Genomic DNA, 25,757 nt, shown 5'->3' with positions numbered 1-25,757 from the left:
GCTTGGCGCTGCGCGCCAATCCACCTTCTTCCACAAGGGGAGAAGGGAAGGACGGCGCCGGCCAACCCCCTACGTATTCATCGAATCGAAGAAATCCGCGTTGGTCTTGGTCTGCTTGAGCTTGTCGATAAGGAACTCGATGGCGTCGGTCGTTCCCATCGGCGCCAGGATGCGGCGCAGCACGAAGATCTTCTGCAGGTCCTGGCGCGGAACCAGCAGGTCTTCCTTGCGGGTGCCGGATTTGAGGATGTCCATGGCCGGATAGATGCGCTTGTCCGCCACCTTGCGGTCGAGCACGATTTCCGAATTGCCGGTGCCCTTGAACTCTTCGAAGATGACCTCGTCCATGCGGCTGCCGGTATCGATCAGCGCCGTGGCGATGATGGTCAGCGAGCCGCCTTCCTCGATATTGCGGGCAGCACCGAAGAAGCGCTTCGGCCGCTGCAGCGCGTTGGCGTCGACACCACCGGTCAGCACCTTGCCGGACGACGGCACCACGGTGTTGTAGGCGCGGCCGAGGCGGGTGATCGAGTCCAGCAGGATGACCACGTCACGGCCGTGCTCGACCAGGCGCTTGGCCTTCTCGATGACCATTTCGGCGACCTGGACGTGGCGCACCGCCGGCTCGTCGAAGGTCGAGGACACCACCTCGCCCTTCACCGAGCGCTGCATGTCGGTGACTTCCTCCGGCCGCTCGTCGATCAGAAGCACGATCAAATAGCATTCCGGATGGTTGGTGGTGATCGAATGGGCGATGTTCTGCAGCAGCACCGTCTTGCCGGTGCGCGGCTGCGCCACGATCAACGCGCGCTGGCCCTTGCCGAGCGGCGCCACCAGGTCGATGACGCGCGCCGAAATATCCTTGGAGGTCGGAACCTCCATCTCCATCTTCAGCCGCGAGGTCGGATAAAGCGGCGTCAGATTGTCGAAATGGATCTTGTGGCGGATTTTTTCCGGGTCGTCGAAATTGATCGTGTTGACCTTGAGCAGCGCGAAATAGCGCTCGCCCTCTTTCGGGCTGCGGATCGGCCCTTCGACCGTATCGCCGGTCTTCAGCGAGAACCGCCGGATCTGCGACGGCGAAATATAGATGTCATCCGGACCCGGCAGATAATTGGCATTGGCAGAGCGCAGGAAACCAAAACCGTCCTGCAGCACTTCGACGACGCCGTCACCGATGATCTCGATATCCTGGGTCGCCAGCCTCTTCAGGATCGCGAACATCAGCTCCTGCTTGCGCATGACGCTGGCATTCTCGACTTCGAGCGATTCCGCATAAGCGATCAGCTCTGGCGGTTTCTTGTTCTTGAACTCTGTGAGTTTCATTTCTTGCATCATTAGACGGACTCTGAGTAAGCTTTGGGAAAAATATCGGCGGGATGCGACAAATGCCGGGCGCGGCCGAAGCGATAAATGGGCGGCGCATGACGGGAAGGAAGACCCGTCTTTTATCGTCGGTCGGTTGAAAGAGCAAGCCGCCTTTTGCGGGCAACCGAAGACGTCAGAACGGTTTCACGATAACCAGGACGACGATGACGATCATCAGCAATGTAGGGATCTCATTGACGATCCGCCAGTGCCTTGCCGATTTTTCATTGCGGTCTTCGGCAAATTTCCGGACGGCGCCGGCGAGATAGCCATGCACGGCCGACAGGCCAACCACCGCAGCGATCTTGGCATGCAGCCAGCCGCCCTGAAAACCAAAGCCTTTCCAGGCGAGCCACAGGCCGAATGCCCAGGTGATCACCATTGCCGGATTGATGATGCCGCGCAGCAGGCGGCGCTCCATCACCTTGAAAGTCTCCGACTGGACGGAGCCTTTTTCGGCATCGGCATGATAGACCAGCAAGCGCGGCAAATAGAGCATGCCAGCCATCCAGGAGATGACGGCAATCACATGGATCGCCTTCGCCCAGGGATAGAAATCATTGGGCCCGAACAGCAAAAGCAGCCCGGCCAGCACCAGGAAAATGGCGATCGCGATTGCCGCGCGGCGCATCGCGCCCTTACCGGTGTTGGTGCCGTTCGCATTGTCCGCGCCCATCATCGTCACGATGCGCTCCGCACCAGCTTGACCATCCGCTCGACATGAGCGAGCGGCGTCTCCGGCGTGATGCCGTGGCCGAGATTGAAGATCAGCGGCCCGTCGCCCAGCGCCTTCAGGATCGCCCCCACGCCGTCGTCAAGCGCCTTGCCGCCGGCTACAAGCCTCAGCGGATCGAGATTGCCCTGCACGGCGCCGTCACGCTGCAATTCCTTCGCCGTCGACAATGGCACGGTCCAGTCGAGGCCCAGCCCGGTCACGCCGGTCTTCTGGCGATAGCTTCGATAGTGATCTCCCGCGCCCTTGGGAAAGCCGATGATCGGAACATTGGGATGGGCAGCCTTCACTTGCCGGACGATCGAGGCCACTGGCTCGACGCAGAACAACTCGAAAGACGCTTCGTCGAGTACGCCTGACCACGAATCGAAGATCTGCACCACGTCGGCGCCGGCCTCGATCTGGCGGATCAGATAAGCACCCGAATGATCGGCCAGCACCTTCAGCAGCCTAAGAAAGGCCGCCGGCTCGCGATAGGCGAACAGCCTGGCCGGCGCCTGGTCGGGCGTACCGTGGCCGGCAATCATGTAGGTCGCCACCGTCCAGGGCGCACCGCAAAAGCCGATCAGCGTCGTTTCATCAGGCAGTCTGGCGCGCAACCGCCGCACCGTCTCGTAGACCGGCTCGAGATTCACGTGAAACGTTTCGCCGTCGAGAGCCGCAATTTCCGCAGCCGTGATCGGCGTCAGCAGCGGGCCGCGTCCTTCCTCGAAGCGCACGTCGCGGCCGAGCGCATGCGGCACGACAAGAATATCGGAAAACAGGATCGATGCATCGAAGCCGAAGCGTTCGATCGGCTGCAGCGTCACTTCGACGGCGAGATCCGGGTCGTAGCAAAGATCGAGGAAGGATCCGGCCCGTCTCCTCGTCTCCCGGTATTCCGGCAGATAGCGGCCGGCCTGGCGCATCATCCAGAGCGGCGGCGGAAACGCCGCTTTGCCTCTCAACACGTCCAGCACGATCCGGTCTTGAGGCATTGAGCGCTCGCCTTTCCAGGCTTCCCTATAATTAAATATTCTATTTTTAGGAATCTTATGATTCTAAGAGTCTGTTGGTTGTGGTGGTTGTCTCCTGTCCCGCTTTGCCCTCGAAAAGACCAGCCAGCATATTGTCGCGCGCTTCTCCAGCGGGATTGCAGGACTTTGTGGAAAACCGCGAATTTACGACTGGAGTCAATGCGTTGCCGCCACGCCAGGGAAATTGCCCCTGTGGATGAAGCGAAGGCAAAAAGCTCCGTCCCCGGACTTGTCCCCAACCGCCCGGAGAAGCCGACAGCACATCGAATTGTGGACAAACCGGCATCTGATACAGTCGCTTTGCGGTGGCCGAGTTTTCCGCCCGGCTTATCCACATCGGCCCACAGCCTGGAATGTATCCTGTGAACAAACCGCAGAGCTTCTTTCACCTTCATCTGATTTCCGACGCCACCGGCGAAACGCTGCTGGCCGCCGGCCGCGCGGCTTCCGCGCAATACAAGGACGCGCGCGCCATCGAACATATCTACCCGCTCATCCGCACCGAAAAGCAGGTGACGAAGGTGTTCGAGGACATCGAGGAGGAGCCGGGCATCATCCTCTACACGGTGGTCGACCAGAAGCTTGCCCGCGGTATCGACGAACGCTGCGCGGCCATGGGCCTGCCTTGCGTCTCGGTGCTGGAGCCGGTGCTGACGGTGTTCCAGTCCTATCTCGGCACGCCGGCCGGCCGCCGCGTCGGCGCCCAGCATGTGCTGGACGCTGAATATTTTCGCCGCATCGACGCGCTCAATTTCACCATGGAACATGATGACGGCCAGCTGCCAGCCAATATGGACGATGCCGACATCGTGCTTGTCGGCATTTCCCGCACCTCGAAGACGCCGACCAGCATCTATCTCGCCAATCGCGGCATCAAGACCGCCAACATTCCGATTGTGCTCGGCGTGCCGGTGCCCGAAACCCTGGTCAATGCCAGGAGGCCGCTGATCGTCGGCCTGATCGCCACCGCCGAACGCATATCGCAAGTCCGGCAGAACCGCATTCTCGGCACCAGCGCCTATGAGCCGACCGACTATGTCGACCGTGCCGCGATCGCGGAAGAACTCACCTATGCCCGCCAGATATGCACGCGGCATGGCTGGCCGATGATCGACGTCAGCCGCCGTTCGATCGAGGAGACGGCGGCGGCCATCGTTGCCCTGCGCGGCAAGACGCGCTAGGGTTTGGGCGCTTGTGCTGTGGGTGGTCCTTACCTTCTCCCCTTGTGGGAGAAGGTGGCCGAGCGAAGCTCGGTCGGATGAGGGGTGTTCCAGCTTGGCGCCGACGGCACTCCGTCCAACACCCCTCATCCGGCTCGGCGCTGCGCGCCGATCCACCTTCTCCCACAAGGGGAGAAGGAAAGATCAGGCGAAAAAAATGGCTGAAAAAATCATCCTTGCCTCGGGCAGCCCGTTCCGCAAGGCGCTGCTCGTCAATGCCGGCGTCACTGTCGAAGCGGTTCCGGCTTCTGTCGATGAGCGCGCGCTCGAGGCGCCGCTGCAGAATAGTGGCGTGTCGCCGGAGGACGTCGCCCTGGTGCTCGCCGAAGCCAAGGCCACCGACGTCAGCGAGCGCAAGCCCGGCGCCCTAGTGCTCGGCTGCGACCAAACGCTGTCGCTCGGCGACGAGCTGTTCCATAAGCCGGCCGACATGGAAGGAGCGCGCCGTCATCTGCTGGCGCTGTCGGGCAAGACGCATCATCTCAACAGCGCCGTCGTGCTCGGCCGTGACGGCCAGGTTCTGTGGCGGCATGTCGGCATCGCCAGCCTGACCATGCGCAAGCTCGATCCGGCCTTCATCGGCCGCCATCTTGCGCGCGTCGGCGCCAAGGCGTTGTCCAGCGTCGGCGCTTACCAGATCGAAGGCGAAGGCATCCAGCTGTTCGAAAAAATCGAAGGCGACTATTTTACTATTGTCGGCCTGCCACTTTTGCCGGTGCTGGCCAAGCTGCGTGAGTTCGGGGCGATCGATGGCTGAGGCCACGAAAAAGGCGTTTGTCACGGGCCACCCGATCGCGCATTCCAGGTCTCCGAAGATCCACGGCTACTGGCTGGCGAAATACGGCATCGGCGGCGTCTACGAGGCCATCGACGTTGCACCAGAGGCTTTTGCCGAATTCCTGCAGACGCTGCAGGCACAAGGCTATCGCGGCGGCAACGTCACCATCCCGCACAAGGAAGCCGCCTTCGCTTTGGCCAAGCGGCGTGACGCCGACGCCGAACAGATCGGTGCGGTCAACACGCTGTGGTTCGAGGATGGCGAATTGTGCGGCGGCAACACCGACGCCCATGGCTTTGCCGCCAATCTGGACGAATATGCACCGGGCTGGGCGGCCAACGGCCGCGCCGTGGTGCTCGGCGCCGGTGGCGCCGCTCGCGCGGTTATTCATGCGCTGAAGCAGCGCGGCATCAGCGACATCCGCATCGTCAATCGGACGCTTGCGAGGGCGCAGGAGCTGCGCGACCGCTTCGGTGCCGGCGTCTCCGCCCATGGCATGGCGGCGACCGGCGAATTGCTCGAAGATGCCGGCCTGCTGGTCAACACGTCAGCGCTCGGCATGCATGGCAATGAAGGCCTGTCCGCCGATCCCCGCAGACTGCCGGACGGCGCCATCGTCACCGACATCGTCTACGTGCCGCTGGAGACGCCGCTGCTTGCCGCGGCCAAAGCGCGCGGCCTGAGAACCGTCGATGGGCTCGGCATGCTGCTGCACCAGGCGGTGCCCGGCTTCGAGCGCTGGTTCGGCATCAGGCCAGAAGTCACCGCCGAACTGCGGCAAATGATCATCGCCGATATCGGCGCGATAAAATGATCGTGCTCGGCCTCACCGGATCGATCGGCATGGGCAAATCGACCACGGCCAAGATGTTTGCCGAAGCCGGCGTGCCGGTCCATGATTCCGACGAGGCTGTGCATCGCCTTTATGCCGGCAAGGCCGCGCCCTTGGTCGAGGCGGCCTTTCCCGGCACCACCAGATCCGGTGCGGTCGACCGCGCGGCACTGGCGGAGCGGGTGCTCGGCGACGCCCCCGCGCTGAAACGGCTGGAAGCGATCATCCACCCGCTGGTCCGTGCCGATGCCGATGCGTTCCTGGCTGAACATCGTGCCGCCGGCGCGCCGCTTGCCGTGCTCGATATACCGCTGCTGTTCGAGACCGGCGGCCGCGATCGCGTCGACAAGGTCGTGGTCGTCACCGCGCCGCCTGAAGTCCAGCGCGCCCGCGTGCTGGCGCGGCCGGGCATGAATGAGGAGAAACTGGCGTCGATCCTGGCCAGGCAGGTTCCCGACGCCGAAAAGCGCCGGCGCGCCGACTTCGTCATCGACACCGGTCAGGGTTTTGACGCCGCTCGCGCGGCCGTCAAGGCCATCATCGCCGAACTAGTCGTGGATAAGGCAGCCAGGCCTGGTTAAGAGGCTTGCAGACTCACATTACTTGTTGCCATTTTGTTCCTGGTGTGATTCGGCTAGAATGATGCCGGAACCAGTGGACTGATTCGATGCGTGAGATCATCTTCGATACGGAAACCACCGGCCTCGACGCGCGCGAGGACCGCGTCATCGAGCTTGGCGGCGTCGAGTTGGTCAACCGCTTCCCGACCGGCCGAACCTTCCACAAATATATCAACCCGCAAGGCCGCCAGATCCATCACGAGGCGCAGGCCGTGCACGGCATCAGCGCCGCCGATCTTCAGGGCAAGCCGACTTTCATGGAGATCGCCGAGGAGTTTCTGGCCTTCATCGACGGCGCCAAGCTGGTCGCGCACAATGCCGGCTTCGACATCGGCTTCCTCAATCTCGAATTCGGCCGGCTTGGTCATCCGGCCATCGATCCGGGACGGATCGTCGACACGCTGGCGCTGGCGCGCCGCAAGCATCCGATGGGCCCCAATTCGCTCGACGCGCTCTGCCGCCGCTACGGCATCGACAACGGCCGCCGCACCAAGCACGGCGCGCTGCTCGATTCGGAATTGCTGGCCGAGGTCTATATCGAGCTCATCGGCGGCAAGCAGGCAAGCCTCATCCTCGACAGCATCCTGACTCCGGCGGGCGGCAGGCAGAATGTCGACGACATCGATATTTCGATCGGCGTGCGGCCGATCGCCTTGCCCGCGCGCCTGACCGACGCCGAGCGCACAGCACACGCAGGCATGGTTGGCACATTGGGCGAAAAGGCGCTGTGGCTGCGGGTCGTCCCGGAAGCGAGTTCCGCGGCATAGTGATTTTGACCGGAGTGATCCTTCGCGCCCCCCTCTGTCCTGCCGGACATCTCCCCCTCAAGGGGGGGAGATTGGCAGACCCAGCGCCTCGCTCATTCCTGCGGCGATGAAGGATTGGCGAAGGCTGACGTGAAGTCCGATCTCCCCACTTGAGGGGGAGATGGCCGGCAGGCCAGAGGGGGGTACTTGTCCCGCCGGCGTCTCAAACAAAAAACCCGGCGCAAGGCCGGGTTTTCCACACTCAAGCGAGACAACCGCTTTAGCTCACCTTGACCTTGGCGGCAGCCTGGTCCTCGGCCAACTTCTGCTGGAACATCTGCGCGAAATCGATCGGGTCTAGCATCAGCGGCGGGAAGCCGCCATTGCGTGTTGCCTCGGCGATGATCTGCCGGGCGAACGGGAACAGCAGCCGCGGGCATTCGATGAACAGGATCGGCAGCATGTGCTCCTGCGGGAAGCCGCTGATGGAGAAGACGCCGCCATAGACCAGTTCGACATTGAACAGCACTTCCTGGTCGAACGACGCTTTGGCGTTCAGCGTCAAATTGACGTCGAACTGCTTGTCGGAAAGCGGATTGGCGTTGACGTTGACATTGATGGCGATGCCGGGAGCCTTGTCGCGGCCGCGCAACGAGTTCGGTGCGCCGGGGCTTTCGAAGGACAGGTCCTTCACATATTGTGCAAGCACGTTGAGCGAAGGCTGCGCCGCATTTCCATTACCGTTGGCTGCGCCGGTCGGCGCGTCGTCGTTGCTGGCCATAAGCTGTGGTCCTTTTGCCTGGGCAGCGTTGCTGACCGGATTGAAATTCGGGCGTTCGCTATCATGGCCGGCCCGACAAGACAAGTTTGCAAAAGACGCCGGTTGCCTTGCAGCTACTCGTCCTTGAGGCGGCGCCAGGGAGAACCCGGTCCGCGCGTATGGTCGTCGGCCCGCGAATAGTCGCCGTCGTCGAGATCGATGGTCTTGCCGCGTTGCCTTGCCCGCAAACCACTGCTGAAATCGGTTGCCAGCACGATGCGGCCTTTCAGCATCCGCCAGGCAAGATCGCGCACCGGCGGCAGGAACAGCAGAAGGCCGAAAATATCCGAGATGAAGCCGGGGATGATCAAAAGGATCGCTGCCAGCACGATCATGGCGCCATGCACAAGCTGGCCGCTCGGATCACGCCCGGCATCCATTTCGGCACGGACCCTGGCCATCACGCCAAAACCCTGGTGCCGCAGCAGCAGGGCGCCGGCGACACTCGAGGCCAGCACCAAGCCGACTGTCGCCAGCGCGCCGACCTGGCGGCCGACAATAACGAAACCGGCTATCTCCGGCAGCGGAAGCGCGAGAATGAACAGGGGAAGCAGCGAGATACGCAAATCTTGACCGATCGTTTTCGATGTTTTGCCGGCCGGCGAGCAATCGCCGCTGGCACCAGAGCTGTTAGATAGGTATGGCTGCCTTTGATTTGAATGATTGCGCCATGCGTTCTATATGCTTTGGATACTGAACGCTATGTGATCGCGGCCCTTGCTTGGCCGCTGGTCCGGCCAAAGCAGGGATTGATTGGCGCAAGATATGGGCTTCTTCGACTTCGGCACGATTTTCTTTCTGATTGCGGCGGTGGTGATCTTCTTCCAGCTGCGCAACGTGCTTGGCCGACGCACGGGCAACGAGCGCCCACCCTTCGATCCATATACGGCAGCGCGCAAAAACGACAAGGATGCCGCCCAGAAACCCGAGAACGTGGTTTCGCTGCCGCGCAAGCGGCTGGCGGGAGAGCCGGCGGCCGATGCCTATGTGGCGATCGATGCCTTTGCCAAGCCGGACACCGATCTCAACCGGGGCCTGCGGGCGATCAAGGACAATGATCCGACCTTCGATCCGAAGACCTTCGTCGACGGCGCCAAGCTGGCCTACGAGATGATCGTCATGGCCTACGCCGATGGCGACCGCAAAACGCTGAAGAACCTTTTGTCGCGCGAGGTCTATGACGGCTTCGTCGCGGCCATCGGCGACCGTGAGGCGAAAGCCGAAAAGATCCAGTCCTCCTTCGTCGGCATCGACAAGGCCGACATCGTTTCGGCCGAGATGAAGGGCAGCGAGGCGCACATCACGCTGCGCATTGTCAGCGAGCTGATTTCGGCGACCCGCGACAAGGCCGGCGCCGTCATCGACGGCGATCCCGAAACCGTCGCCGAGGTCAAGGATGTCTGGACCTTCGCTCGTGACGCGCGCTCGCGCGATCCGAACTGGAAGCTCGTCGCCACCGAAGAAGAAGACTGAACTGGACGGCGGCGGAGGCTGTCGTGTCGCTTTCTCGAGCCTTCAGCGAAAAATCCTTTGGCGAATTGCCGGGCTGGGGCGAGGACGACCATCTCCCTGCCTTTGACGCCTTTCGCCGCTCGGCCTTTCATATCCTGACGAAACCCTACCGCTCCGGCGCGCTCGGCGTCGATTACAATGGCTTTGCCGACGCCTATGCCGAAGCGCGCACCGTTTCGCCGGCGAATCGGTTGCAGGCCCGAAGCTTTTTCGAGCGCCACTTCGTGCCGGCCCGTATCGATGCCGAAGGTGGTGGTCCCGGCCTGGTCACCGGCTTTTACGAGCCGGAGGTCGAAGCCTCGCCGGTACGCACGCAACGGTTTTCGGTGCCGTTGCTGTCGCGCCCGGCCGATCTTGTCGACGTCGACGACGGCAATCGTCCTTCCGGCATGGATCCTTATCTCGCCTTCGCACGTGCGGCGCCGAACGGCCCGGTCGAATATTTCGACCGCGGCGAGATCGAGTGCGGCGTGCTTGCCGGAAAAAGGCTGGAAATTGCCTGGCTCGCCGACAAGGTCGACGCCTTCTTCATTCACGTGCAGGGCGCGGCGCGGCTCAAGATGACCGACGGCAGGCTTCGCCGCATCACCTATGCCGCCAAATCCGGCCAGCGCTTTACCGGACCGGGCCAGATCCTGAGCGAGGAAGGCGAGATCCCGCTGGAGAAAGTGACGATGCAGTCGATCCGTGCCTGGTTCAAGGCGCATCCGGAACGCGTCGACGAGATCCTTTGGCGCAACCGCTCCTACATCTTCTTCCGCGAGATGGGCGTCGACGACCCAGAGCTCGGCCCGATCGCTGCCGCCAAGGTGGCGCTGACACCCGGCCGCTCGATCGCCGTCGACCGGCTGCTGCACACGTTCGGCACGCCCTTCCATATCGATGCGCCGTCGCTGACCGCTTTCGACGGAAAACCGTTCCGGCGGCTGATGATCGCGCAGGACACCGGCTCGGCGATCACCGGGCCGGCCCGCGGCGATCTGTTTGCCGGGTCGGGCGATGCGGCCGGCGAGATCGCCGGCGTTATCCGCAACGCCGCCGATTTTTATGCGCTGATCCCCCGGTCGCTTGTTTCAGGAGCAGGCCGATGACCCGGCGCATCGACAGGCTGAGCGAGGACGACCGGGTGCTGTGGAACCTGGTGGCGCGCACGGCAAAGCCGCTGAAGGGCAAAACCGCCGTCGAAATTCCAGACGTCGGGCCGGAGATCGACGAGACCAGGCAGGCGCCGCCGCCGGCACAGGTCGCGGGCAATGCTGCCACGGCCGCAAAGCCGAAGGCGCAGCATGTCTCCCACGCACTCGACGAACCGACGCTGGACAAGCTGTCGAAGGGCCGGCTGCCGATCGAGGGCCGCGTCGACCTGCATGGCCTGACCCAGGCTGAAGCCTATTCCCTGCTGTTTTCCTTCCTGTGCCGGGCGCATGCCGGCGGCATCCGCTACGTCCTTGTGATCACCGGCAAGGGTTCCTCGTCGGGCGGCGATGGCGTCTTGCGGCGCGCCGTGCCGTCATGGCTGTCGACACCCGCCTTCCGGCCCCTCGTCTCCAGCCACGACCATGCCGCCCGCAAACATGGCGGCTCGGGTGCGCTCTATATCCGCTTGCGGCGGGCGCGCTCATGAGGACACGCCCATGAGGGACGCATCTATGAGGATGCACCCATGAAGGTGCGCTTGTGACCCCATTCGGCGAAAAGCTTCGCGTGCTGAGAAACGAGCGCGGCGTCAGCCAGAAGGACATGGCCAAGGCGATCGGCGTCAGCGCGGCCTATCTCTCGGCGCTCGAACACGGCCGCCGCGGTGCGCCGAGCTGGACGCTGATCCAGAAGATCATCGGCTATTTCAACATCATCTGGGACGAGGCCGAGGAACTGGCGCGGTTGGCCGAAACCTCGCATCCGCGCGTCAAGCTCGACACGTCGGGTCTTAGCCCGGCGGCGACCGAGCTTGCCAATCTCCTGGCCGACAACATCGAAAAGCTCGACGAAGCCGAGCTTCGCCGCATCATTGCGTCGATCCGCGCCGCGCTGGCACAGCCGAAATGAGTTGCCTTGTTACTGGACCGAGCCGACCAGCACCTGCTGGCCGCCGCGGATCGAGACCCAGCGGCCGGTATTGTCAATCGCCTGCCGCTTGAGGAAACGATAGCCGGTCTGGTCCCAGGAGCGGACCTGGTCGGTCAGATTGTCGAGGATGTAGTCGCCCTTGTCGGTGCGCACCGTCAGCACGGCGTGGCCTTCGCCATCCGGCTTGCGCACGACGGTCATAAGCAGATCGGAAAACGAGACGCCCAGCCGGTTCAGCTCACGGCGCTTTTCCAGGACATAGTCCTCGCAATCGCCGACGCCCTTGTCGGGATAGGCCCAGACCTCGTCCTTGCCGTAGATGTCGAAGTCGCTCTCCGGCTTGACGGCGGCGTTAACCCTTGCCGTGACGCTGAGCAGCTTGCGCCACAGCGAGCCTGTCAGGCTGGCGGGCGACAGATCCTTCGGGCGGATCGAGCATTCGGACGCGTAGCTCTTGCAGAAATCATAATGGCCGATCGGCTGCGAGGTCGGGCCACCTGTTATCATCGGGCTGGCTGCCGAGGCCGAACCGGCCCAACCTGCCGCCACAGTAAGTCCGGCCAGCGCGCACAGGCGCAGCGTTCTCGCCATTGGTGAGGAAATCATTGTCCCCGCTTGTCCCTTGTTGTTAACGAAACGTTAAGGGGTATTTACAGTCCGTGTCAATTATGAGGATGGATTGATTTTGCGGCATGGTTACCCGCGTGGCGCCAACGCGACTATTGTGCAACAGCTCGGATGGACTACACCGATTCCAACCGGTAATTTTAGCGTTGGCCGACCTGACGCGAGGTCGCGGGCGCGGCATCATCGCTGGTCGCCTATTTCTTGCCGGTCCGGACCAGTTTCGGCTTCACCGCAACGCGGTTCTGACGGCCATAGCTGGTAATGAAATCAACGATGCGCGGCACGATTTCGGAGCGGAAGCGCGAGCCGTTGAACACACCATAATGGCCGACCGCCGGCTGCATGTAATGGGCGTGCCTGTCAGCCGGGATGTTGATGCACAGGTCGTGCGCAGCCTTGGTCTGGCCAAGGCCGGAGATGTCGTCGTTCTCGCCCTCGACCGTGAACAGGGCGACATTGCGGATCGCCGAAGGGTCGACCGCCACGCCGCGATGCGTCATTTTGCCCTTGGGCAAGGCCTGGCGGACAAACACGGTGTCGACGGTCTGCAGGTAGAATTCCGCCGTCAGATCCATCACCGCCAGATATTCGTCGTAGAACTCGCGGTGCTTCTCGGCATTGTCGCCGTCATGCTTCACCAGATGCATGAAGAAGTCCTTGTGGGCGATGATGTGGCGGTCGAGGTTCATGCTCATGAACCCCGAAAGCTGCAGGAAGCCAGGATAGACCTCGCGGCCGAAGCCCGGCACCGGCCAGGGCGCGCGCATGATGACGTTGTCGCGGAACCAGTCGATGCCCTTTTCCTGCGCCAGCAGATTGACCGCCGTCGGATTGCGGCGCGTGTCGATCGGCCCGCCCATCAGCGTCATCGTCGAGGGCACGAACGGATCACCCTTGGCTTCCATCAGTGCCGCCGCCGCCAGCACCGGCACTGAAGGCTGGCACACCGCCATCACATGGGTGTCGGGGCCCAGCGCATGCAGCATGTCGACGATGTAGTCGATATAGTCGTCAAGATCGAAGCTGCCGTCGGCCAGCGGCACCATGCGGGCGTCGACCCAGTCGGTGATATGCACGTCGGCATAGGGCAGCATCGCCTCCACCGTGCCGCGCAGCAGCGTCGCGTAGTGGCCCGACATCGGCGCGACGATCAACAGCTTCGGATCCGGCCGGCGCCCGGCCGGAACCGCGCGCTCGAAACGAACCAGGTTGCAGAACGGCCGCGACCAGACGGTGCGTTCGCTGACCTCGACGTTTTTCCAGTCGACCACGGTCTTGGTCAGGCCGAATTGCGGCTTGCCGTAGCGGCGCGTCGTGCGCTCGAACAGTTCGGCCGTTGCCGCAACCGAGCGGCCCCAGGACGTGTGTGAAACCGGATTGAGCGGATTGGAGTAGAACAGGCGCATCGCATCGGCATAGAGGCGGGCCGGCTGCAAGGCGGCGTGGTTCAGTTCGTAGAGCTGGTAGAACATCGAGAACCCCGCTGCCGACTGCGATCGAAGGGCCGACGAGCAGCGCCGAGCCTTGAATGCCTTGCGGGGAAGTTAGCAACAATCTGCTGCGATGCAATACGTCAACTTGCGTGATTTATGCTCGTTCTTTCGTCCAAGGCGTTGAGAATCCGCCTGGAACGGCAACAGCCGGCTCAATGTGCACCTGCGAAGGCCTGGCAAGCAGCACGGCTATTGGGGATGAGCGTCGGAGGCGGTGTCCGGCCGTGGCGGCCGTTAGACCCGTGCCATGCAGACAGCGGTGTGACCCGAGCTGATGAAGCCAAGCTGGCTGGCGGCGCCCTTCGACAGATCGAGCATCCGGCCCCTGATAAACGGGCCGCGGTCGTTGATACGCACGACGACGCTGCGGCCATTGTTGCGGTTGGTCACCTTCAGCTTGGTGCCGAACGGCAGGCTGCGATGCGCTGCGGTCAGCGCCGACGGGTTCATGCGTTCGCCGGAAGCGGTTCTGGAATGCAGTGAGTACCAGGAGGCACGGCCGCACTGCGCGGCGGCGCTGGCACTGGATGCGCCGACCATCAGGCCAGCCGCGGTCATGGCCGCGACAAGCGCGGTCCGGTTGCTTTTGTTCATGTGTTGGGGACTGGCTCCGTTGACAGACCCGCAGCGGTTAGGGGCGAATGAGGCAGCAAATGCGGCAATGATCTGTCGGTTCCATGACAATGTTACACGTTTGGAGTCGGTGCGAAACAATTTGTCAGAGAGTTTCCGCAGCACGACACAGCTTCTTTGATGATCGTTGCACCGATCTCCGCATGTCTTGCGCAGGATCAGAGGTTAGCATCCAAGTAGAAGTTGGCGTGACCGAACCGCTTCTTTTAGCTGTTCCATTCCGGCCGGAACGCGGCTGACGATCGACTTGGAAAGGAGTTTCAGCAATGAGATTGATCAAAAATCTGCTGGCCTTGATTGTGCTCGCCACCGGCGTGCTGTGGTCATTGCAAGGCATCGGCCTTATCGGTGGCAGCTTCATGACCGGCCAGTCGCAATGGCTCTATGTCGGCATCGTCACCGCGCTGGTTGGCCGGGCTGGCCTGGGCGAACCGCTCGCGTGGTTGAGCAGGCGTCGATCCTCAGGCATTGGCCGGAGCAGCACACAGCGGACCGTGGCAGCCCGGTCACCGCGACCAGTACTGCCAGCCCCAGTAGAAACTTTCGTCGCGCGGCGGTAAGCGGTTGCGCTCCGCGTCCAGATGCACCGGCGTCGGCGTTTTGCGTTCGTCGTCAGGCGGCTGTTTGTCTCCGGCCTTGATCAGGCGGAGCCAATGGCCGAAATGCGCAAACAATACAGCGGTGGAATGGGGCATCGTCACGTCTCCGGTCCGGTTACTCCCGCCCCGCCCACGGGACCAGCACCCGCTCGATCCTGCGGATGATGAATTCGAGCACGAAGGCAATGGCCGCGATCACCAGTATGCCCATCACCACCACGTCGGTGACGAGGAACTGGGCAGCGGACTGGATCATGAATCCGAGCCCGCGCGTCGCGGCCACCAGCTCGGCGGCAACCAGCGTCGACCAGCCGGCGCCAAGCGCGATGCGCAGGCCGGTCAGGATCGAGGGCAGCGCGCTGGGCAGGATGACGTGCCTGATCACTTGGCGCCGCGTGGCGCCAAGTGAGCGCGCTGCATTGATGCGGTCCTTCGATACGCCGCGAACACCCGATGCCGTCGACAGCGCAACTGGCGCCAGCATGGCAATGGCAATCACCAGGATCTTGGACGGCTCGCCAATGCCGAACCAGATAATGATCAGCGGCAGATAGGCGAGCGGCGGGATCGGCCGCAGGAATTCGAGCAGCGGATCGAAGATGCCGCGCCCGATCGTGCTGATGCCGATAGCCAGCCCGATGGGAACGCCGACGAAAACGGCCGCGATCAGCGCTGCAAACACCCGCCACAGGCTGGCGGCGATATGCTGGAGCAGCGTCGCGTCGACAAAGCCGTCACGGGCGACGACGACAAATTTGTTCCAGACTGCGACAGGCGACGGCAGGAAAACCGGCGACACCAATTGCAGGCGGGCCGATGCCGTCCACGCCGCCAGCATCATCAGAATGGTGATCGCGCTAACCACGCGGGCCGAAACGCGGCTGCGTCTCGGCCGCGGCCGCGACCATGGCACCGACAACCCGTCGGCTCCGTCGTCGACCTTGGAGCGCTGCGGCCGCTCGGTATAGGAGGTAACGGTCATGCTGCCTCCCCTTCGAAGATCGCGTCGGTCAGCTCGCCGCGCGCCGCGGCGAAGGCGGGATCGGCCTTGATGCTGCGAATGGCCTCGCCGGCTGCATAGCGCCGGCTGAAGCCGGTCTCGAAGCTCTGCACCACCCGGCCAGGGCCGGGAGCGAGCACAATGATGCGGGTGGCAAGAACCAGCGCTTCGTCGATGCCGTGCGTGACCATCAGCACGCCGACCTGGCTTGCCGTCCACAGATCGAGCAGCGTTGTCTGCATGCGTTCGCGTGTCAGCGCATCGAGCGCGCCCAGCGGCTCGTCGAGCAGCAGGAATTGCGGCTCGGCCGCCAGCGCCCGGGCCAGGCCGACCCGCTGGCGCATGCCGCCGGAAAGCTCCCAGATGCGCTTATCGCCGGCGCCGTCGAGCTTCACCAGCGCCAGAAGCTTGTCGGCGCGCCGCGCCCGTTCAGCCGCCCTGACACCGCGCAGCCTGAGCGCAAAGGCGACATTTTCCCGCGCGGTCAGCCACGGAAACAGCGCGTCGTTCTGGAACACGACGGCGCGGTCAGAGCCTGGCGCCGTGACCGGCCTGCCGCCAATCGTGGCGCGTCCGCGCACAGGCTCGACCAAGCCCGCAGCGACGTTGAGCAACGAGGTCTTGCCGCAGCCGGAGCGGCCGACCAGGACAACGAAGTCATCCTTGGCGATTTCAATCGACACATTTTCGACCGCCGGCGCCGGCTGACCGTCATAGTGGACCGAGACCTTGTCGAGCACGAGATGCGTCATGGGAACCTCGCCGATATTCCGAATCTGTCTGCCCCGAAGCCGCTCCTCGCAAGCGGTTCGGGGCAGGGAGCACGCGGCGTCAGGGAAGGAGAACCGCGCGCGTTGGCGTCAGTTCGAGGCAAGCGCTTCGCTGACATATTTCGACGACACGTATTTCGAATAATCCGGCAGCACGGCGTCAATCTTGCCCTGCTCCTTGAGGAAGGCCGATGTCGCCTCGACCGCCTTGACCGTGCCGCCACCGAGGAACTTGTCCGAGGCCTGCTCCTCGAGCGTCGGGAAGACATAGCCCCTCAGCAGTTGCGGCACGTCTTCGAGCTTGGCCCCGGTGATCCTGGCAATCTTGGCCGCTTGCGGCGAGGACACCGACCATTGATCCGGCTTGGCCAGGAAGTCGGCATAGGCAGCGCCCGTCACTTTGACGAAGTCGCGCACCGCTTCCGGGTTCCTTTCGGCGAAGTCGGTGCGCACGATCCAGGCGTCGAAGGTCGGCGCGCCCCAGGCGGCGACCTGGGAGGAATCCAGCACGACCTTGCCCGTCGTCTTGATCTGGCCGAGTGCCGGATCCCAGACATAGGCGGCGTCGATGTCGCCGCGCGCCCATGCCGCCGCGATCTCCGGTGGCCGTAGATTGAGAATATCGACCGACCTTCGGGTCGACACCCTCATGCTTCAGCGCGGCAAGCAGGCTGTAATGCGTCGTCGAAACGAAGGGCACCGCCACCTTCTTGCCGGCAAGGTCGGCGGCCTTCTCGATGCCGGCGCCGTTGCGGGCGACAAGGGCTTCGGATTCGCCGATCAGCCCGACAATGAAGATTGTCTGGATGGGAAGCTCGTGGCTCGCCGCCGCCGCCAGCGGGCTCGAGCCGACATAACCGATGTCGACCGAACCGGAAGCGATCGCCGCGATCACGTCGGCGCCGGAATCGAATTTCCGCCAGTCGATTGTCGACTTGGTCGCGCTCTCATAGGCGCCGTCGGCCTGCGGCACCTTCGAGGGTTCGACGACCGTCTGGTAGCCGATAGTGATCTTGAGGTCCTGCGCATCGGCTGGGCCGAGAAAGGCCGCACCAGCCAAGGCCGCCGAGGACAAGAGAACGATACGTCGCGAAATGGTGGACATGAAAGGCTCCTTGGAAAACGAGAAAAACCCGGATTGCGTTTCATAGTCACCTAACTCTATCGTTCTTGTAGAGTTAAATCCTTCCAATCGGTTCGGTCTTGTTAGAAAAAGTCATCTGGCTATGGCAGTTGCACATTCGCACGCTTCTGGGTGACGGGACGGCCCGGGTGAGAACCATCGTCCTTGCCCGGGGAACCTCTTCCACGTCGTCCATGCGCGCACCAAGGATTTTCCCGTTTTCGCCCCTGCATTGGCAAACCATGCTGCGAGTAGCCAAGAAATTGGAAACAAGTTCCCTGTGTTCGCGGTTAAGTCTAGTATCCTTATCGACATTGAAGGATTGGAGAGGACGATGAGCGACGCCACCCTCCTTGTTGCCGCGCGCGGCATGCTTTGGCCTTCAAATTCAGGGGCAGAAACTGCTGTCGGTATTCTCGCCGATGGGGACATTCCTGCCGCCGGCCAGTTTGGCGGTACGCCATTGGCGGCGGCTTCTGTGCTTCCAAAAGCACAAGCCCCGGCCAAAATGGCCATTGCGGCGTGAAAACGAAGCAAAATCAACGTTTCTCGGCTTGTATATCATGTCACTAGAATTTATCTGTAGTGACAGCTTGGACGCGGCGGGGAGGCACGCCAGGCGTTTCGCAACCGGTGGCCTTGCGCCATCGCATGACAGAGAAACGTTCGGGTTATGCTCACAAAAAAAGGTAAATACGGCCTCAAGGCGCTCGTCCATCTGGCACGCCTGCCGGTTGGACAGCTCGCCTTCGTCAACGACATCGCCACAGGAAACAATATTCCGAAGAAGTTCCTCGATGCCATCCTTGGCGAATTGCGCAATGCCGGTTTCGTTCAGAGCCGCAAGGGCAAGGAGGGCGGCTACCGGCTGGCACGCCCGGCGGACGAGATCAAGGTCGGCCACGTCGTGCGCGTGCTCGACGGACCGCTTGCCCCCATTCCTTGCGCCAGCCGCACCCAGTATCAGCGCTGCGAAGACTGCAACGAGGCGACATGCCAAGTCCGACACCTGATGCTGGAGGTCCGGCAGGCCATCGCCGAGGTGCTGGACCAGCGCAGCCTCGCCGAAATGCGCGACATCGCCGGCGACGAGGATTTTTCGGCGGCGTTGAAAATCCAGGCCTGAACCAATCTCTCCTGAGCCGGCGACGATCGCCAGGACAGCTGGTGTGCGCATGACCGTGCGCGCTACGCCAAGTTCGATCATCATTGTCGGTGGCGGTGCCAGCGGCGTCGTGCTTGCCGCGCATCTGCTGAAGTCGCCCAATCCCGATCTACGTGTCAGCTTGATCGAAAAACGCCCTCATTTTGGGCAAGGCATGGCCTATTCAACGCTGCTGTCGGCGCATGTGCTGAATGTCAGCGCGTCGGGCATGAGCGCCTATGCCGACGATCCCGGCAATTTCTCGCGCTGGCTGCTTGAACGCGGCCTGGCAACGCCGGAACAGGCGCCGGTCTATGCGCCGCGCAGCGTCTACGCCCGCTATCTCAAGGAGCTTCTCGACGAGCTCGAGGCGCGTGAGCAGCAGACGGGCCGGCTGCGCCTAATCCGCGAGGAGAGCCTGTCGATCTCGCCGACCGCGTCAGGCGTCGAAGTGGCGCTGGCCAACGGCACCAGCGTGGTTGCGCATCTTGCCGTGCTCGCCACCGGCCACGACGAAGAACCGGGGGCGGGGCAGGGGCATGCGATCAGGATGGGATCCGAGGCGGATACTGCGCTCGACCCCGAAGCCCGAGTCCTGGTCCTGGGCACCGGCTTGAGCATGGTCGATGCCTTCCTGTCGCTCGAGCAGCGCGGCCACCGCGGCGCGATCGTCGCGGTGTCGCGGCGCGGCCTGCTGCCTTCGCCGCATCGCAAGGGCAATCCGATCAAGCTCGACGTTGCCGACATTCCGCTCGGCACCCAGCTTTCCTATTTCGTCGGCTGGTTCCGCGACCTGATCCGGGAAAACCAGAAGGCCGGCATCGACTGGCGCGACGTCGTCGACGGTCTGAGACCCTTCAACCAGAAGATCTGGCAGAACTGGCCGTCCTCGGCCAAGCGCCGCTTCGTCGAGCACACCAAGGCCTGGTGGGACATCCACCGCCATCGCATGGCGCCGGAAGTCTACACCCGCGTTGCCGAGGCGGTGCAAGCGGGCCGCATCCGCCTTGTCGCCGGGCGCGTCGTCGAGATCGCCGCCGGCGACGGCTTCAGCGTACAGGTCCAGTCGCGCCACACGCAGCAGCTCGAAAGGTTCGACGTCACCCGCATCTATGATTGCACAGGCATCGCCAGGGACATCTCGACCACCTCGAACAGCGTGGTGCGGTCGCTGGTCGAGCGTGGGCTGGCACGGCCGGATCCGCTGCGCCTCGGCCTCGACGTGACCGCGAACTGCGAGGTCATCGCCGGCGACGGCACGGTATCCGCCAAGATCCTCGCCGTCGGGCCACTGACGCGCGGCACCTTCTTCGAAATCGACGCCATTCCCGATATTCGCGTGCAGTGCGCGCGGCTGAGCAAGCGCTTGCTCGGATGAGGCTCCCTTCGTCTTGGCGCAATTCGGACGCAAGACCGCCGCCGTTGGGTGAAAAGACCTCGACGGCATAAACGCGTTCGCTGAAGACGAACCAGGGGTGCGGGAGCTCGCTCCACCAGAGCCGACCGGCCAGCCCGTGGTGGTCGAGACAGCCAGGCGATGACGCCACACGTTTCGGCTGTCTCGCATTGACCGTATTGGTGTCGCGGACGCCCATCTTCGTTCTCCTCCATGGATTTTGTAGCCGGCCAGGCCGTGAGCCGCGACCCTGGCCAGATGACCGGGCAAATTCTGCTTCCGTTGTCACCGTGCCTTGCCTAGCATTGGCGCATGACCCAACGCGGAAGACTGTACGGCTGTCCGGTCGAGTTCGCGCTCGACGCGCTCGGCGGCAAATGGAAGACGGTGATCCTGGCGCGGATCAAGGAACAGCCGATGCGCTATTCCGACCTGCGCCGGCTGATCCCCTCACTCTCGGACAAGATGCTGACGCAGCGCCTGGCCGAGCTTGTCGAGATCGGCTTCGTCACGCTCGAGACGTCGCCGGACGGCAAGGGGCGCTACGCCTTGACCGGGCGCGGCGGTGATCTCGCCGCCGCGCTGCAGGCGCTCTATGACTGGGGCAGCGTGCATGGCCGCGCCGAGGGTGTGCGCTTTCGCACCGACAGCGCAGCCACCACCTAGATCAATTCCGGGAAAAGCGCGGAGCGGTTTTCCGTCCGCAATGTGTGAAGACAAAGCGATGGAGCGGTTCGGCGTTGCCGTGAAACGGTGGGTCGCGCGGCAAGCCGATTGCCCTCAACCCGCGCCGGCAAGCGCGCTGCAGAAGCTTGCGACGTCGGTGACGACGGCTTCGCCGAGGAAGCGTAGCGTCGCCATCGAGCGGTCGCGCGCTTCGCGGTTTCCGAAGCCACAGGCGTCCTCGATTACCATGGCGACGAAGCCATTGTCGGTCGCCTGGCGAACGGTCGGCTCGATGCCGATCTCCATGGCGATGCCAGCGAGCGCTATCGTGCGCACGCCGCAATCGCGCAAGGCAAAGCCGAGCGCGGTGGAATCGAAGGCCGACATCGTGAGCTTGTCGAACACCGCCTCGTCATCGCGGGGTTCCAGCTCGGGCACGATCCGCGTCGCTTCGGCGTCGCGCGGGAACCACGGCTCGACCATGTCGGGGCTGTCGCGCCGCTGCCAGGCCATGGCGGTGCGCAGCTGCGTCGCGCCCATCCATTTGCGCGGCAGCGACAGATGGCGCGTGAACGCCACCCGCATTCCGGCCCCGCGCGCCGCTTCCAGCACCGTGCCGGTACACTCGACGATGGTCGCGGCGCCGGCCACCTGGCGGCAGATACCGACCTGCATATCGTAGACCACCAGCGCCGTGCGGCGCGGATCGCACCACTCAGCCAGGCTGGCCGAAATTTCGATCCCGTCGCTCGACCGGATCATGCCGCCGTCCGGTCCCATGGCTTGGCGATATCGACCGTCGGGTCGAACAGGAATTCCAGCGGCAATGGCGCGTCGAAGGCGATGAAGTGCCATTCCAGCATCCCGGCCTTGGACAGCGGGAAGTCCTCGGTGTAGCGCCTCGCTTCCGCGACGCTGTCGAGCTCGAAGACGATGATGACGCCGCCAATATCGCCGCGCGCATAATTCTCGCGCACGATCCCCGCCTTCCAGAGCCGCCAGACATTCGACACTTCGTCGCGCAGATAAGGCCGCAAATCGTCGAGCGTGACGCCGGGCTTGAAATTGTCATAGGCAAGAATCTTCATCGGCCATTCCTTGCATTGCTGTTCGCCCAGCGCCGGGTAGCATGGCGGAATCGGCGGCCGCAACGAACGAGATGGTGCGTTGAAACGGCCGCACGATTGCCGTTGATCCCTATGGGCGGCCGGGCGGCCACGGGATAATTTTTGCTGAAGAGGAGGAAAAGCGCGGTGAGGCTGAACCCCGAGGGCATGCACAGCAATCCGGCCTATTCGCAAGGCGTGTCGCTGCCGGCATCCGCGCGCATCGTGCTGGTCGGCGGCCAGAATGGCGTCGACGCGCAAGGCCGGATCGTCGCCAGGGACGATCTCCCTGCACAGACCGCTCAGGCGCTTTCCAACCTGGCAAAGGTGCTCGAAGCCGGTGGGGCAAAGCCTGAAGACCTCGTCAGCCTCTCGGTCTATATCGCCGGCGACCTGGACATAGGGCCGGCCTTCGGCGCCTGGATGGCCTTCTGGGCAAACCGTGGCGCGCCGCCGATCATCAAGGTGCTGCGCGTCGCCGGCCTCGGCAATCCGGATTTTCTGATCGAGATCGAAGCCCAGGCGGCGATCGCCTGAACCCTAAGCGGGTTCTGCAAATCTTTTGCCCTGCCTGCAGGCCGACGAAGCTTTCGCGAAATTCCATTCCCCTGCTGGCGGCCGGATTGGCACGATCTATCTTCTTTCCAACTGCAAACGGCTGGAAAAGACGGTAGGTTGCCGTCTTCCAGGGCGGTTGCTCATTCTGGCAACGGAGCATCTGACATGAGCAAGCACAAGATCGTGGCACCGGACGATGCATCGTCCCGCCTGCGCCCGCCCTATGCCTCGGTTCTCGACCTGATCGGGCAGACGCCGGTCGTCGAGCTGACCAAATTCGACATCGGCAAGTGCCGGCTGTTCATCAAGCTCGAAAGCCAGAATCCCGGCGGCTCGATCAAGGACCGCATCGCGCTGTCGATGATTGCCGCCGCCGAAAAACAGGGCAAACTGAAACGCGGCGGGACGATCGTGGAGGCGACCGCCGGCAATACCGGTCTTGGTCTCGCCCAGGTCGGCATCCCCAAGGGCTACCGCATCATCCTCGTCGTGCCCGACAAGATGTCGCGCGAAAAAATCCAGCATCTGCGGGCGCTCGGCGCGGAAGTGCGCATGACGCGTTCCGATGTCGGCAAGGGCCATGCCGAATATTATCAGGACATGGCCGAAAAGATCGCCGCCGAGTTGCCCGGCGCCTTCTACGCCAACCAGTTTGCCAACCCGGCCAATCCGCTGGCCCACGAAACCACGACCGGGCCGGAAATCTTTCAACAGCTCGGAGGCGATGTCGATGCGGTGGTCGTCGGCGTCGGCTCCGGCGGCACGCTGACCGGGCTTGGCCGCTATTTTGCGAAAGTCTCGCCGAAGACCGAGATGATTTTGGCCGATCCGGTCGGCTCGGTGCTGGCCCCGTTGATCAAGACCGGCAAGATGGTAGAGGCCGGAAGCTGGACCGTCGAAGGCATCGGCGAGGATTTCGTGCCGCCCAATGCCGATCTGTCGCTGGTCAGGAAGGCCTATTCCATCCCCGACAAGCAGAGCATGCTTGCGGTGCGCGACCTGCTTTCGAAGGAAGGCATTCTCGCCGGCTCGTCGTCCGGTACGCTGCTTTCGGCAGCGCTTCGCTATTGCCGCGAGCAGACCGTGCCGAAGCGCGTCGTTACCTTCGTCTGCGACAGCGGCAACAAGTACCTGTCGAAAGTCTTCGACGATTTCTGGCTGGTCGAGCAGGGCCTGGCCGAGCAGGAGCAGCATGGCGACCTGCGCGACCTGGTCATGCGCACGCTCCGCACCGGCGATGTCGTGTCCGTCGGCCCGGACGAAAGCCTGCTCAACGCCTATGGCCGCATGCGCCGATCGGATGTCTCGCAGCTGCCGGTGCTGGACGAGGGCAAGCTCGTCGGCATCATCGACGAAAGCGATATCCTCGCCAAGGTCGAAGGCCCCTATGACAGCCGCTGGGACCGCTTCAAGGCCCCGGTCAGTACGGCTATGACCTCTACCCTGCACACGCTGCAAGCCAGCCAGACGCTGGACGCGTTGCTGCCGGTCTTCGATCGCAACGAGGTCGCCATCGTCTTCGATGGCGACGAATTCATCGGCCTGATAACACGCATCGACCTGATCAACCATCTGAGGCGCGCCCGATGACCGTCAAAGCCACCGTATCGGGCAAAAACCGCCTCGCCTTTTCGACGCGCACCATCCATGGCGGCCAGAGCCACGACCCGACGACGGGCGCGGTGATGGTACCGATCTATGCCACTTCGACCTACGGTCAGCAGAGCCCGGGCGTGCACAAGGGCTTTGAATATGCCCGCAGCCAGAACCCGACCCGCTTCGCCTTCGAGCGCGCGGTGGCCGACCTCGAAAGCGGCACAGCCGCCTTCGCCTTCGCTTCGGGGCTGGCGGCGATCGCAACCATTTTCGAATTGCTCGATTCAGGCGCGCATATCGTCGCGACCGACGACATCTATGGCGGCACGTTCCGGTTGCTGGAACGGGTGCGCAAGCGCTCGGCCAATTTGCAGGTCGACTTCGTCGACTTCACCGACCTTGCCGCGGTCGAGGCGGCGATCCGCCCGGAAACCAAAATGCTCTGGGTCGAGACGCCGACCAACCCGCTGCTGCGTGTCGTCGACCTCGAAGGCGTCGCAGCACTTGCCAGGCGCAAAGGCGTGCTCTCAGTCGCCGACAACACTTTCTGCAGCCCCTATCTGCAGCGGCCGCTGGAGCTCGGCATCGACATCGTGGTCCATTCGACGACGAAATACCTCAACGGCCATTCCGACATGGTCGGCGGCGTCGCCGTGGTCGGCGACAACAAGGATCTCGCCGACCGGCTGAAATTCCTGCAGAACGCCATCGGCGCCATTTCAGGGCCGTTCGACAGTTTCCTGGCGCTGCGCGGACTGAAGACGCTTGCGCTGAGGATGGAGCGTCATTCGTCGAACGGCCAGAAGATCGCGCACTGGCTGGAGACCCGTCCCGACATCCGCCGTGTCATCTATCCCGGCCTGCCCAGCCACCCGCAGCACGCCATCGCCAGGCGGCAGATGCACGCCTTCGGCGGCATGATCACGGTCGAGCTCGACCGCGACCTCGCCGGCACCAAACGCTTCCTCGAACATACGCAACTGTTCACGCTGGCCGAAAGCCTCGGCGGCGTCGAAAGCCTGATCGAGCACCCGGCGCTGATGACGCACGGCTCGATCCCGGCGAAAAAACGCGCCGAGATCGGGATTTCGGATTCGCTGGTGCGGTTGTCGGCCGGGATCGAGGACGGCGACGATCTGATCGCGGATCTGGATCAGGCGCTGGCGAGTTAGAAAGCGCCCGACCAAAGGCGATCGACCGCCAATGTTGGCGCTGCCCCTCATCGCCCTGCCGGGCACTTCTCCCCGTATAGGGACGGGGAGAAGGGAAATGGCCGCAACGCCGCCGCTCTCTTTGCAATGTTGGCGATTGGCGAACCCGTCGATGAGAGCGCT

At 63.2% G+C, this 25,757-nt stretch carries 29 protein-coding genes and 1 pseudogene; 17 read left to right on the top strand and 13 right to left on the bottom strand.

Going from position 1 to position 25,757, the window contains the following annotated elements; all coding sequences use genetic code 11:
- Positions 1-69: 69 nt before the first annotated feature.
- The 3 genes from rho to hemE all read right to left on the bottom strand — a co-directional run bounded on the left by rho (position 70) and on the right by hemE (position 3,078).
- Complete coding sequence (gene rho, locus NKI70_RS19865; RefSeq protein ID WP_023675925.1) at positions 70-1,335, bottom strand: transcription termination factor Rho; 1,266 nt, start codon at positions 1,333-1,335, stop codon at positions 70-72.
- Between the two features lie 166 nt (positions 1,336-1,501).
- Complete coding sequence (gene hemJ / locus NKI70_RS19860; protein ID WP_502897743.1) at positions 1,502-2,047, bottom strand: protoporphyrinogen oxidase HemJ; 546 nt, start codon at positions 2,045-2,047, stop codon at positions 1,502-1,504.
- 2 nt (positions 2,048-2,049) lie between these two features.
- Positions 2,050-3,078 carry a uroporphyrinogen decarboxylase gene (gene hemE, locus NKI70_RS19855; protein WP_352685116.1) on the bottom strand — a complete coding sequence of 343 codons (1,029 nt, stop codon included), beginning with the start codon at positions 3,076-3,078 and terminating at the stop codon, positions 2,050-2,052.
- A 401-nt stretch (positions 3,079-3,479) separates the two neighbouring features.
- Here hemE and NKI70_RS19850 point away from each other — a divergent pair, with 401 nt between their 5' ends.
- The 5 genes from NKI70_RS19850 (at position 3,480) to dnaQ (ending at position 7,334) form a co-directional block, all read left to right on the top strand.
- On the top strand, positions 3,480-4,298 hold the full coding sequence (locus NKI70_RS19850) for a pyruvate, water dikinase regulatory protein (protein WP_352724853.1): 819 nt from the start codon (positions 3,480-3,482) through the stop codon (positions 4,296-4,298).
- A gap of 196 nt (positions 4,299-4,494) precedes the next feature.
- A complete protein-coding gene (locus tag NKI70_RS19845) occupies positions 4,495-5,094 on the top strand; it encodes a Maf-like protein (protein WP_352458815.1) in 600 nt (199 codons plus the stop codon).
- On the top strand, positions 5,087-5,929 hold the full coding sequence (locus NKI70_RS19840; protein ID WP_023675920.1) for a shikimate dehydrogenase: 843 nt from the start codon (positions 5,087-5,089) through the stop codon (positions 5,927-5,929). Before NKI70_RS19845 ends, NKI70_RS19840 begins: the two co-directional genes overlap by 8 nt.
- Entirely contained in the window at positions 5,926-6,528 is a 603-nt protein-coding gene (gene coaE / locus NKI70_RS19835; protein ID WP_023675919.1) for a dephospho-CoA kinase, read from the top strand. The genes NKI70_RS19840 and coaE overlap by 4 nt, the downstream gene beginning before the upstream one ends.
- Before the next feature lie 86 nt (positions 6,529-6,614).
- Complete coding sequence (gene dnaQ, locus NKI70_RS19830) at positions 6,615-7,334, top strand: DNA polymerase III subunit epsilon (RefSeq protein ID WP_023675918.1); 720 nt, start codon at positions 6,615-6,617, stop codon at positions 7,332-7,334.
- Between the two features lie 259 nt (positions 7,335-7,593).
- Here dnaQ and secB read toward each other — a convergent pair whose 3' ends face one another.
- The gene (gene secB, locus NKI70_RS19825; RefSeq protein ID WP_023675917.1) at positions 7,594-8,094 is read right to left on the bottom strand and encodes a protein-export chaperone SecB; all 501 of its coding nucleotides are present in this window, start codon (positions 8,092-8,094) and stop codon (positions 7,594-7,596) included.
- A gap of 113 nt (positions 8,095-8,207) precedes the next feature.
- A complete protein-coding gene (locus NKI70_RS19820; protein WP_352724852.1) occupies positions 8,208-8,699 on the bottom strand; it encodes an FxsA family protein in 492 nt (163 codons plus the stop codon).
- A 199-nt stretch (positions 8,700-8,898) separates the two neighbouring features.
- Here NKI70_RS19820 and NKI70_RS19815 point away from each other — a divergent pair, with 199 nt between their 5' ends.
- The 4 genes from NKI70_RS19815 to NKI70_RS19800 are packed head-to-tail and all read left to right on the top strand — an operon-like array spanning position 8,899 to position 11,691.
- The gene (locus NKI70_RS19815) at positions 8,899-9,606 is read left to right on the top strand and encodes a Tim44/TimA family putative adaptor protein (RefSeq protein ID WP_352724854.1); all 708 of its coding nucleotides are present in this window, start codon (positions 8,899-8,901) and stop codon (positions 9,604-9,606) included.
- A gap of 23 nt (positions 9,607-9,629) precedes the next feature.
- Positions 9,630-10,736, top strand: coding sequence for a murein transglycosylase A (mltA, locus tag NKI70_RS19810; RefSeq protein WP_352570110.1), 1,107 nt, complete (start codon positions 9,630-9,632; stop codon positions 10,734-10,736).
- On the top strand, positions 10,733-11,269 hold the full coding sequence (locus NKI70_RS19805; RefSeq protein ID WP_352570111.1) for a Smr/MutS family protein: 537 nt from the start codon (positions 10,733-10,735) through the stop codon (positions 11,267-11,269). The genes mltA and NKI70_RS19805 overlap by 4 nt, the downstream gene beginning before the upstream one ends.
- A 53-nt stretch (positions 11,270-11,322) precedes the next feature.
- Complete coding sequence (locus tag NKI70_RS19800) at positions 11,323-11,691, top strand: helix-turn-helix domain-containing protein (protein WP_352570112.1); 369 nt, start codon at positions 11,323-11,325, stop codon at positions 11,689-11,691.
- 9 nt (positions 11,692-11,700) lie between these two features.
- On the opposite strand, the gene NKI70_RS19795 is transcribed toward NKI70_RS19800, so the two are convergent.
- The 3 genes from NKI70_RS19795 to NKI70_RS19785 form a co-directional block, all read right to left on the bottom strand.
- A complete protein-coding gene (locus NKI70_RS19795; protein WP_352570114.1) occupies positions 11,701-12,318 on the bottom strand; it encodes a transglutaminase-like cysteine peptidase in 618 nt (205 codons plus the stop codon).
- Between the two features lie 215 nt (positions 12,319-12,533).
- A complete protein-coding gene (locus NKI70_RS19790) occupies positions 12,534-13,811 on the bottom strand; it encodes a polyhydroxyalkanoate depolymerase (protein WP_352570116.1) in 1,278 nt (425 codons plus the stop codon).
- A 255-nt stretch (positions 13,812-14,066) separates the two neighbouring features.
- Positions 14,067-14,426, bottom strand: a complete 360-nt coding sequence (locus NKI70_RS19785) for a septal ring lytic transglycosylase RlpA family protein (protein ID WP_352570118.1) — start codon at positions 14,424-14,426, stop codon at positions 14,067-14,069.
- A 305-nt stretch (positions 14,427-14,731) separates the two neighbouring features.
- Here NKI70_RS19785 and NKI70_RS19780 point away from each other — a divergent pair, with 305 nt between their 5' ends.
- Positions 14,732-15,025: a hypothetical protein gene (locus NKI70_RS19780; RefSeq protein ID WP_352697404.1), complete on the top strand. Its 294-nt coding sequence runs from the start codon at positions 14,732-14,734 to the stop codon at positions 15,023-15,025.
- 154 nt (positions 15,026-15,179) lie between these two features.
- Here the strand turns inward: NKI70_RS19780 and NKI70_RS19775 are convergent, their stop codons facing one another.
- The 3 genes and pseudogenes from NKI70_RS19775 to tauA all read right to left on the bottom strand — a co-directional run bounded on the left by NKI70_RS19775 (position 15,180) and on the right by tauA (position 17,939).
- A complete protein-coding gene (locus NKI70_RS19775) occupies positions 15,180-16,046 on the bottom strand; it encodes an ABC transporter permease subunit (protein WP_352697403.1) in 867 nt (288 codons plus the stop codon).
- Positions 16,043-16,816 (bottom strand): taurine ABC transporter ATP-binding protein, encoded by a 774-nt coding sequence (locus NKI70_RS19770; RefSeq protein ID WP_352570124.1) that lies wholly within the window; start codon positions 16,814-16,816, stop codon positions 16,043-16,045. Before NKI70_RS19770 ends, NKI70_RS19775 begins: the two co-directional genes overlap by 4 nt.
- Before the next feature lie 108 nt (positions 16,817-16,924).
- A pseudogene (gene tauA / locus NKI70_RS19765) lies at positions 16,925-17,939 on the bottom strand (taurine ABC transporter substrate-binding protein).
- A 352-nt stretch (positions 17,940-18,291) separates the two neighbouring features.
- Between tauA and NKI70_RS19760 the strand changes: the two are divergent.
- The 4 genes from NKI70_RS19760 to NKI70_RS19745 all read left to right on the top strand — a co-directional run bounded on the left by NKI70_RS19760 (position 18,292) and on the right by NKI70_RS19745 (position 21,163).
- The gene (locus tag NKI70_RS19760; RefSeq protein WP_352570128.1) at positions 18,292-18,483 is read left to right on the top strand and encodes a hypothetical protein; all 192 of its coding nucleotides are present in this window, start codon (positions 18,292-18,294) and stop codon (positions 18,481-18,483) included.
- A gap of 147 nt (positions 18,484-18,630) precedes the next feature.
- A complete protein-coding gene (locus NKI70_RS19755) occupies positions 18,631-19,083 on the top strand; it encodes an RrF2 family transcriptional regulator (RefSeq protein WP_023675902.1) in 453 nt (150 codons plus the stop codon).
- Between the two features lie 49 nt (positions 19,084-19,132).
- Positions 19,133-20,479: an FAD/NAD(P)-binding protein gene (locus tag NKI70_RS19750; protein WP_352697401.1), complete on the top strand. Its 1,347-nt coding sequence runs from the start codon at positions 19,133-19,135 to the stop codon at positions 20,477-20,479.
- A gap of 330 nt (positions 20,480-20,809) precedes the next feature.
- The gene (locus NKI70_RS19745; RefSeq protein WP_352570132.1) at positions 20,810-21,163 is read left to right on the top strand and encodes a winged helix-turn-helix transcriptional regulator; all 354 of its coding nucleotides are present in this window, start codon (positions 20,810-20,812) and stop codon (positions 21,161-21,163) included.
- Between the two features lie 114 nt (positions 21,164-21,277).
- On the opposite strand, the gene NKI70_RS19740 is transcribed toward NKI70_RS19745, so the two are convergent.
- Together NKI70_RS19740 and NKI70_RS19735 are read right to left on the bottom strand one after the other, a co-directional pair.
- The gene (locus tag NKI70_RS19740; protein ID WP_352570134.1) at positions 21,278-21,925 is read right to left on the bottom strand and encodes a cysteine hydrolase family protein; all 648 of its coding nucleotides are present in this window, start codon (positions 21,923-21,925) and stop codon (positions 21,278-21,280) included.
- Positions 21,922-22,251 carry a hypothetical protein gene (locus tag NKI70_RS19735; protein WP_352570136.1) on the bottom strand — a complete coding sequence of 110 codons (330 nt, stop codon included), beginning with the start codon at positions 22,249-22,251 and terminating at the stop codon, positions 21,922-21,924. The genes NKI70_RS19740 and NKI70_RS19735 overlap by 4 nt, the downstream gene beginning before the upstream one ends.
- Before the next feature lie 165 nt (positions 22,252-22,416).
- Here NKI70_RS19735 and NKI70_RS19730 point away from each other — a divergent pair, with 165 nt between their 5' ends.
- From NKI70_RS19730 to NKI70_RS19720, 3 genes are all read left to right on the top strand, one after another.
- On the top strand, positions 22,417-22,806 hold the full coding sequence (locus tag NKI70_RS19730; protein ID WP_352570138.1) for a RidA family protein: 390 nt from the start codon (positions 22,417-22,419) through the stop codon (positions 22,804-22,806).
- Positions 22,807-22,992: 186 nt separating this feature from the next.
- Positions 22,993-24,417, top strand: coding sequence for a pyridoxal-phosphate dependent enzyme (locus NKI70_RS19725; RefSeq protein ID WP_352570140.1), 1,425 nt, complete (start codon positions 22,993-22,995; stop codon positions 24,415-24,417).
- Entirely contained in the window at positions 24,414-25,595 is a 1,182-nt protein-coding gene (locus NKI70_RS19720) for a cystathionine gamma-synthase (protein WP_352570142.1), read from the top strand. The genes NKI70_RS19725 and NKI70_RS19720 overlap by 4 nt, the downstream gene beginning before the upstream one ends.
- Positions 25,596-25,757 lie beyond the last annotated feature (162 nt).

This window comes from Mesorhizobium sp. M0500, from assembly GCF_040321165.1.
GTDB lineage: Bacteria > Pseudomonadota > Alphaproteobacteria > Rhizobiales > Rhizobiaceae > Mesorhizobium.
Note: the sequence above shows the minus strand (reverse complement) of the source record. Positions and strands in the feature narration are given on the sequence as shown.

Bases quoted from the DNA above. Each gene is read 5' to 3' on its own strand.
- NKI70_RS19725 (WP_352570140.1), top strand. From the start codon at position 22,993: ATGAGCAAGCACAAGATCGTGGCACCGGACGATGCATCGTCCCGCCTG.
- NKI70_RS19720 (WP_352570142.1), top strand. From the start codon at position 24,414: ATGACCGTCAAAGCCACCGTATCGGGCAAAAACCGCCTCGCCTTTTCG.
- secB (WP_023675917.1), bottom strand. From the start codon at position 8,094: ATGGCCAGCAACGACGACGCGCCGACCGGCGCAGCCAACGGTAATGGA.
- NKI70_RS19750 (WP_352697401.1), top strand. From the start codon at position 19,133: ATGACCGTGCGCGCTACGCCAAGTTCGATCATCATTGTCGGTGGCGGT.
- rho (WP_023675925.1), bottom strand. From the start codon at position 1,335: ATGCAAGAAATGAAACTCACAGAGTTCAAGAACAAGAAACCGCCAGAG.
- NKI70_RS19780 (WP_352697404.1), top strand. From the start codon at position 14,732: ATGAGATTGATCAAAAATCTGCTGGCCTTGATTGTGCTCGCCACCGGC.
- dnaQ (WP_023675918.1), top strand. From the start codon at position 6,615: ATGCGTGAGATCATCTTCGATACGGAAACCACCGGCCTCGACGCGCGC.
- coaE (WP_023675919.1), top strand. From the start codon at position 5,926: ATGATCGTGCTCGGCCTCACCGGATCGATCGGCATGGGCAAATCGACC.
- hemJ (WP_502897743.1), bottom strand. From the start codon at position 2,047: ATGATGGGCGCGGACAATGCGAACGGCACCAACACCGGTAAGGGCGCG.
- NKI70_RS19775 (WP_352697403.1), bottom strand. From the start codon at position 16,046: ATGACCGTTACCTCCTATACCGAGCGGCCGCAGCGCTCCAAGGTCGAC.
- NKI70_RS19770 (WP_352570124.1), bottom strand. From the start codon at position 16,816: ATGACGCATCTCGTGCTCGACAAGGTCTCGGTCCACTATGACGGTCAG.
- NKI70_RS19790 (WP_352570116.1), bottom strand. From the start codon at position 13,811: ATGTTCTACCAGCTCTACGAACTGAACCACGCCGCCTTGCAGCCGGCC.
- NKI70_RS19785 (WP_352570118.1), bottom strand. From the start codon at position 14,426: ATGAACAAAAGCAACCGGACCGCGCTTGTCGCGGCCATGACCGCGGCT.
- NKI70_RS19735 (WP_352570136.1), bottom strand. From the start codon at position 22,251: ATGAAGATTCTTGCCTATGACAATTTCAAGCCCGGCGTCACGCTCGAC.
- NKI70_RS19755 (WP_023675902.1), top strand. From the start codon at position 18,631: ATGCTCACAAAAAAAGGTAAATACGGCCTCAAGGCGCTCGTCCATCTG.
- NKI70_RS19795 (WP_352570114.1), bottom strand. From the start codon at position 12,318: ATGATTTCCTCACCAATGGCGAGAACGCTGCGCCTGTGCGCGCTGGCC.
- NKI70_RS19740 (WP_352570134.1), bottom strand. From the start codon at position 21,925: ATGATCCGGTCGAGCGACGGGATCGAAATTTCGGCCAGCCTGGCTGAG.
- NKI70_RS19815 (WP_352724854.1), top strand. From the start codon at position 8,899: ATGGGCTTCTTCGACTTCGGCACGATTTTCTTTCTGATTGCGGCGGTG.
- NKI70_RS19845 (WP_352458815.1), top strand. From the start codon at position 4,495: ATGGCTGAAAAAATCATCCTTGCCTCGGGCAGCCCGTTCCGCAAGGCG.
- hemE (WP_352685116.1), bottom strand. From the start codon at position 3,078: ATGCCTCAAGACCGGATCGTGCTGGACGTGTTGAGAGGCAAAGCGGCG.
- NKI70_RS19840 (WP_023675920.1), top strand. From the start codon at position 5,087: ATGGCTGAGGCCACGAAAAAGGCGTTTGTCACGGGCCACCCGATCGCG.
- NKI70_RS19805 (WP_352570111.1), top strand. From the start codon at position 10,733: ATGACCCGGCGCATCGACAGGCTGAGCGAGGACGACCGGGTGCTGTGG.
- NKI70_RS19760 (WP_352570128.1), top strand. From the start codon at position 18,292: ATGAGCGACGCCACCCTCCTTGTTGCCGCGCGCGGCATGCTTTGGCCT.
- NKI70_RS19745 (WP_352570132.1), top strand. From the start codon at position 20,810: ATGACCCAACGCGGAAGACTGTACGGCTGTCCGGTCGAGTTCGCGCTC.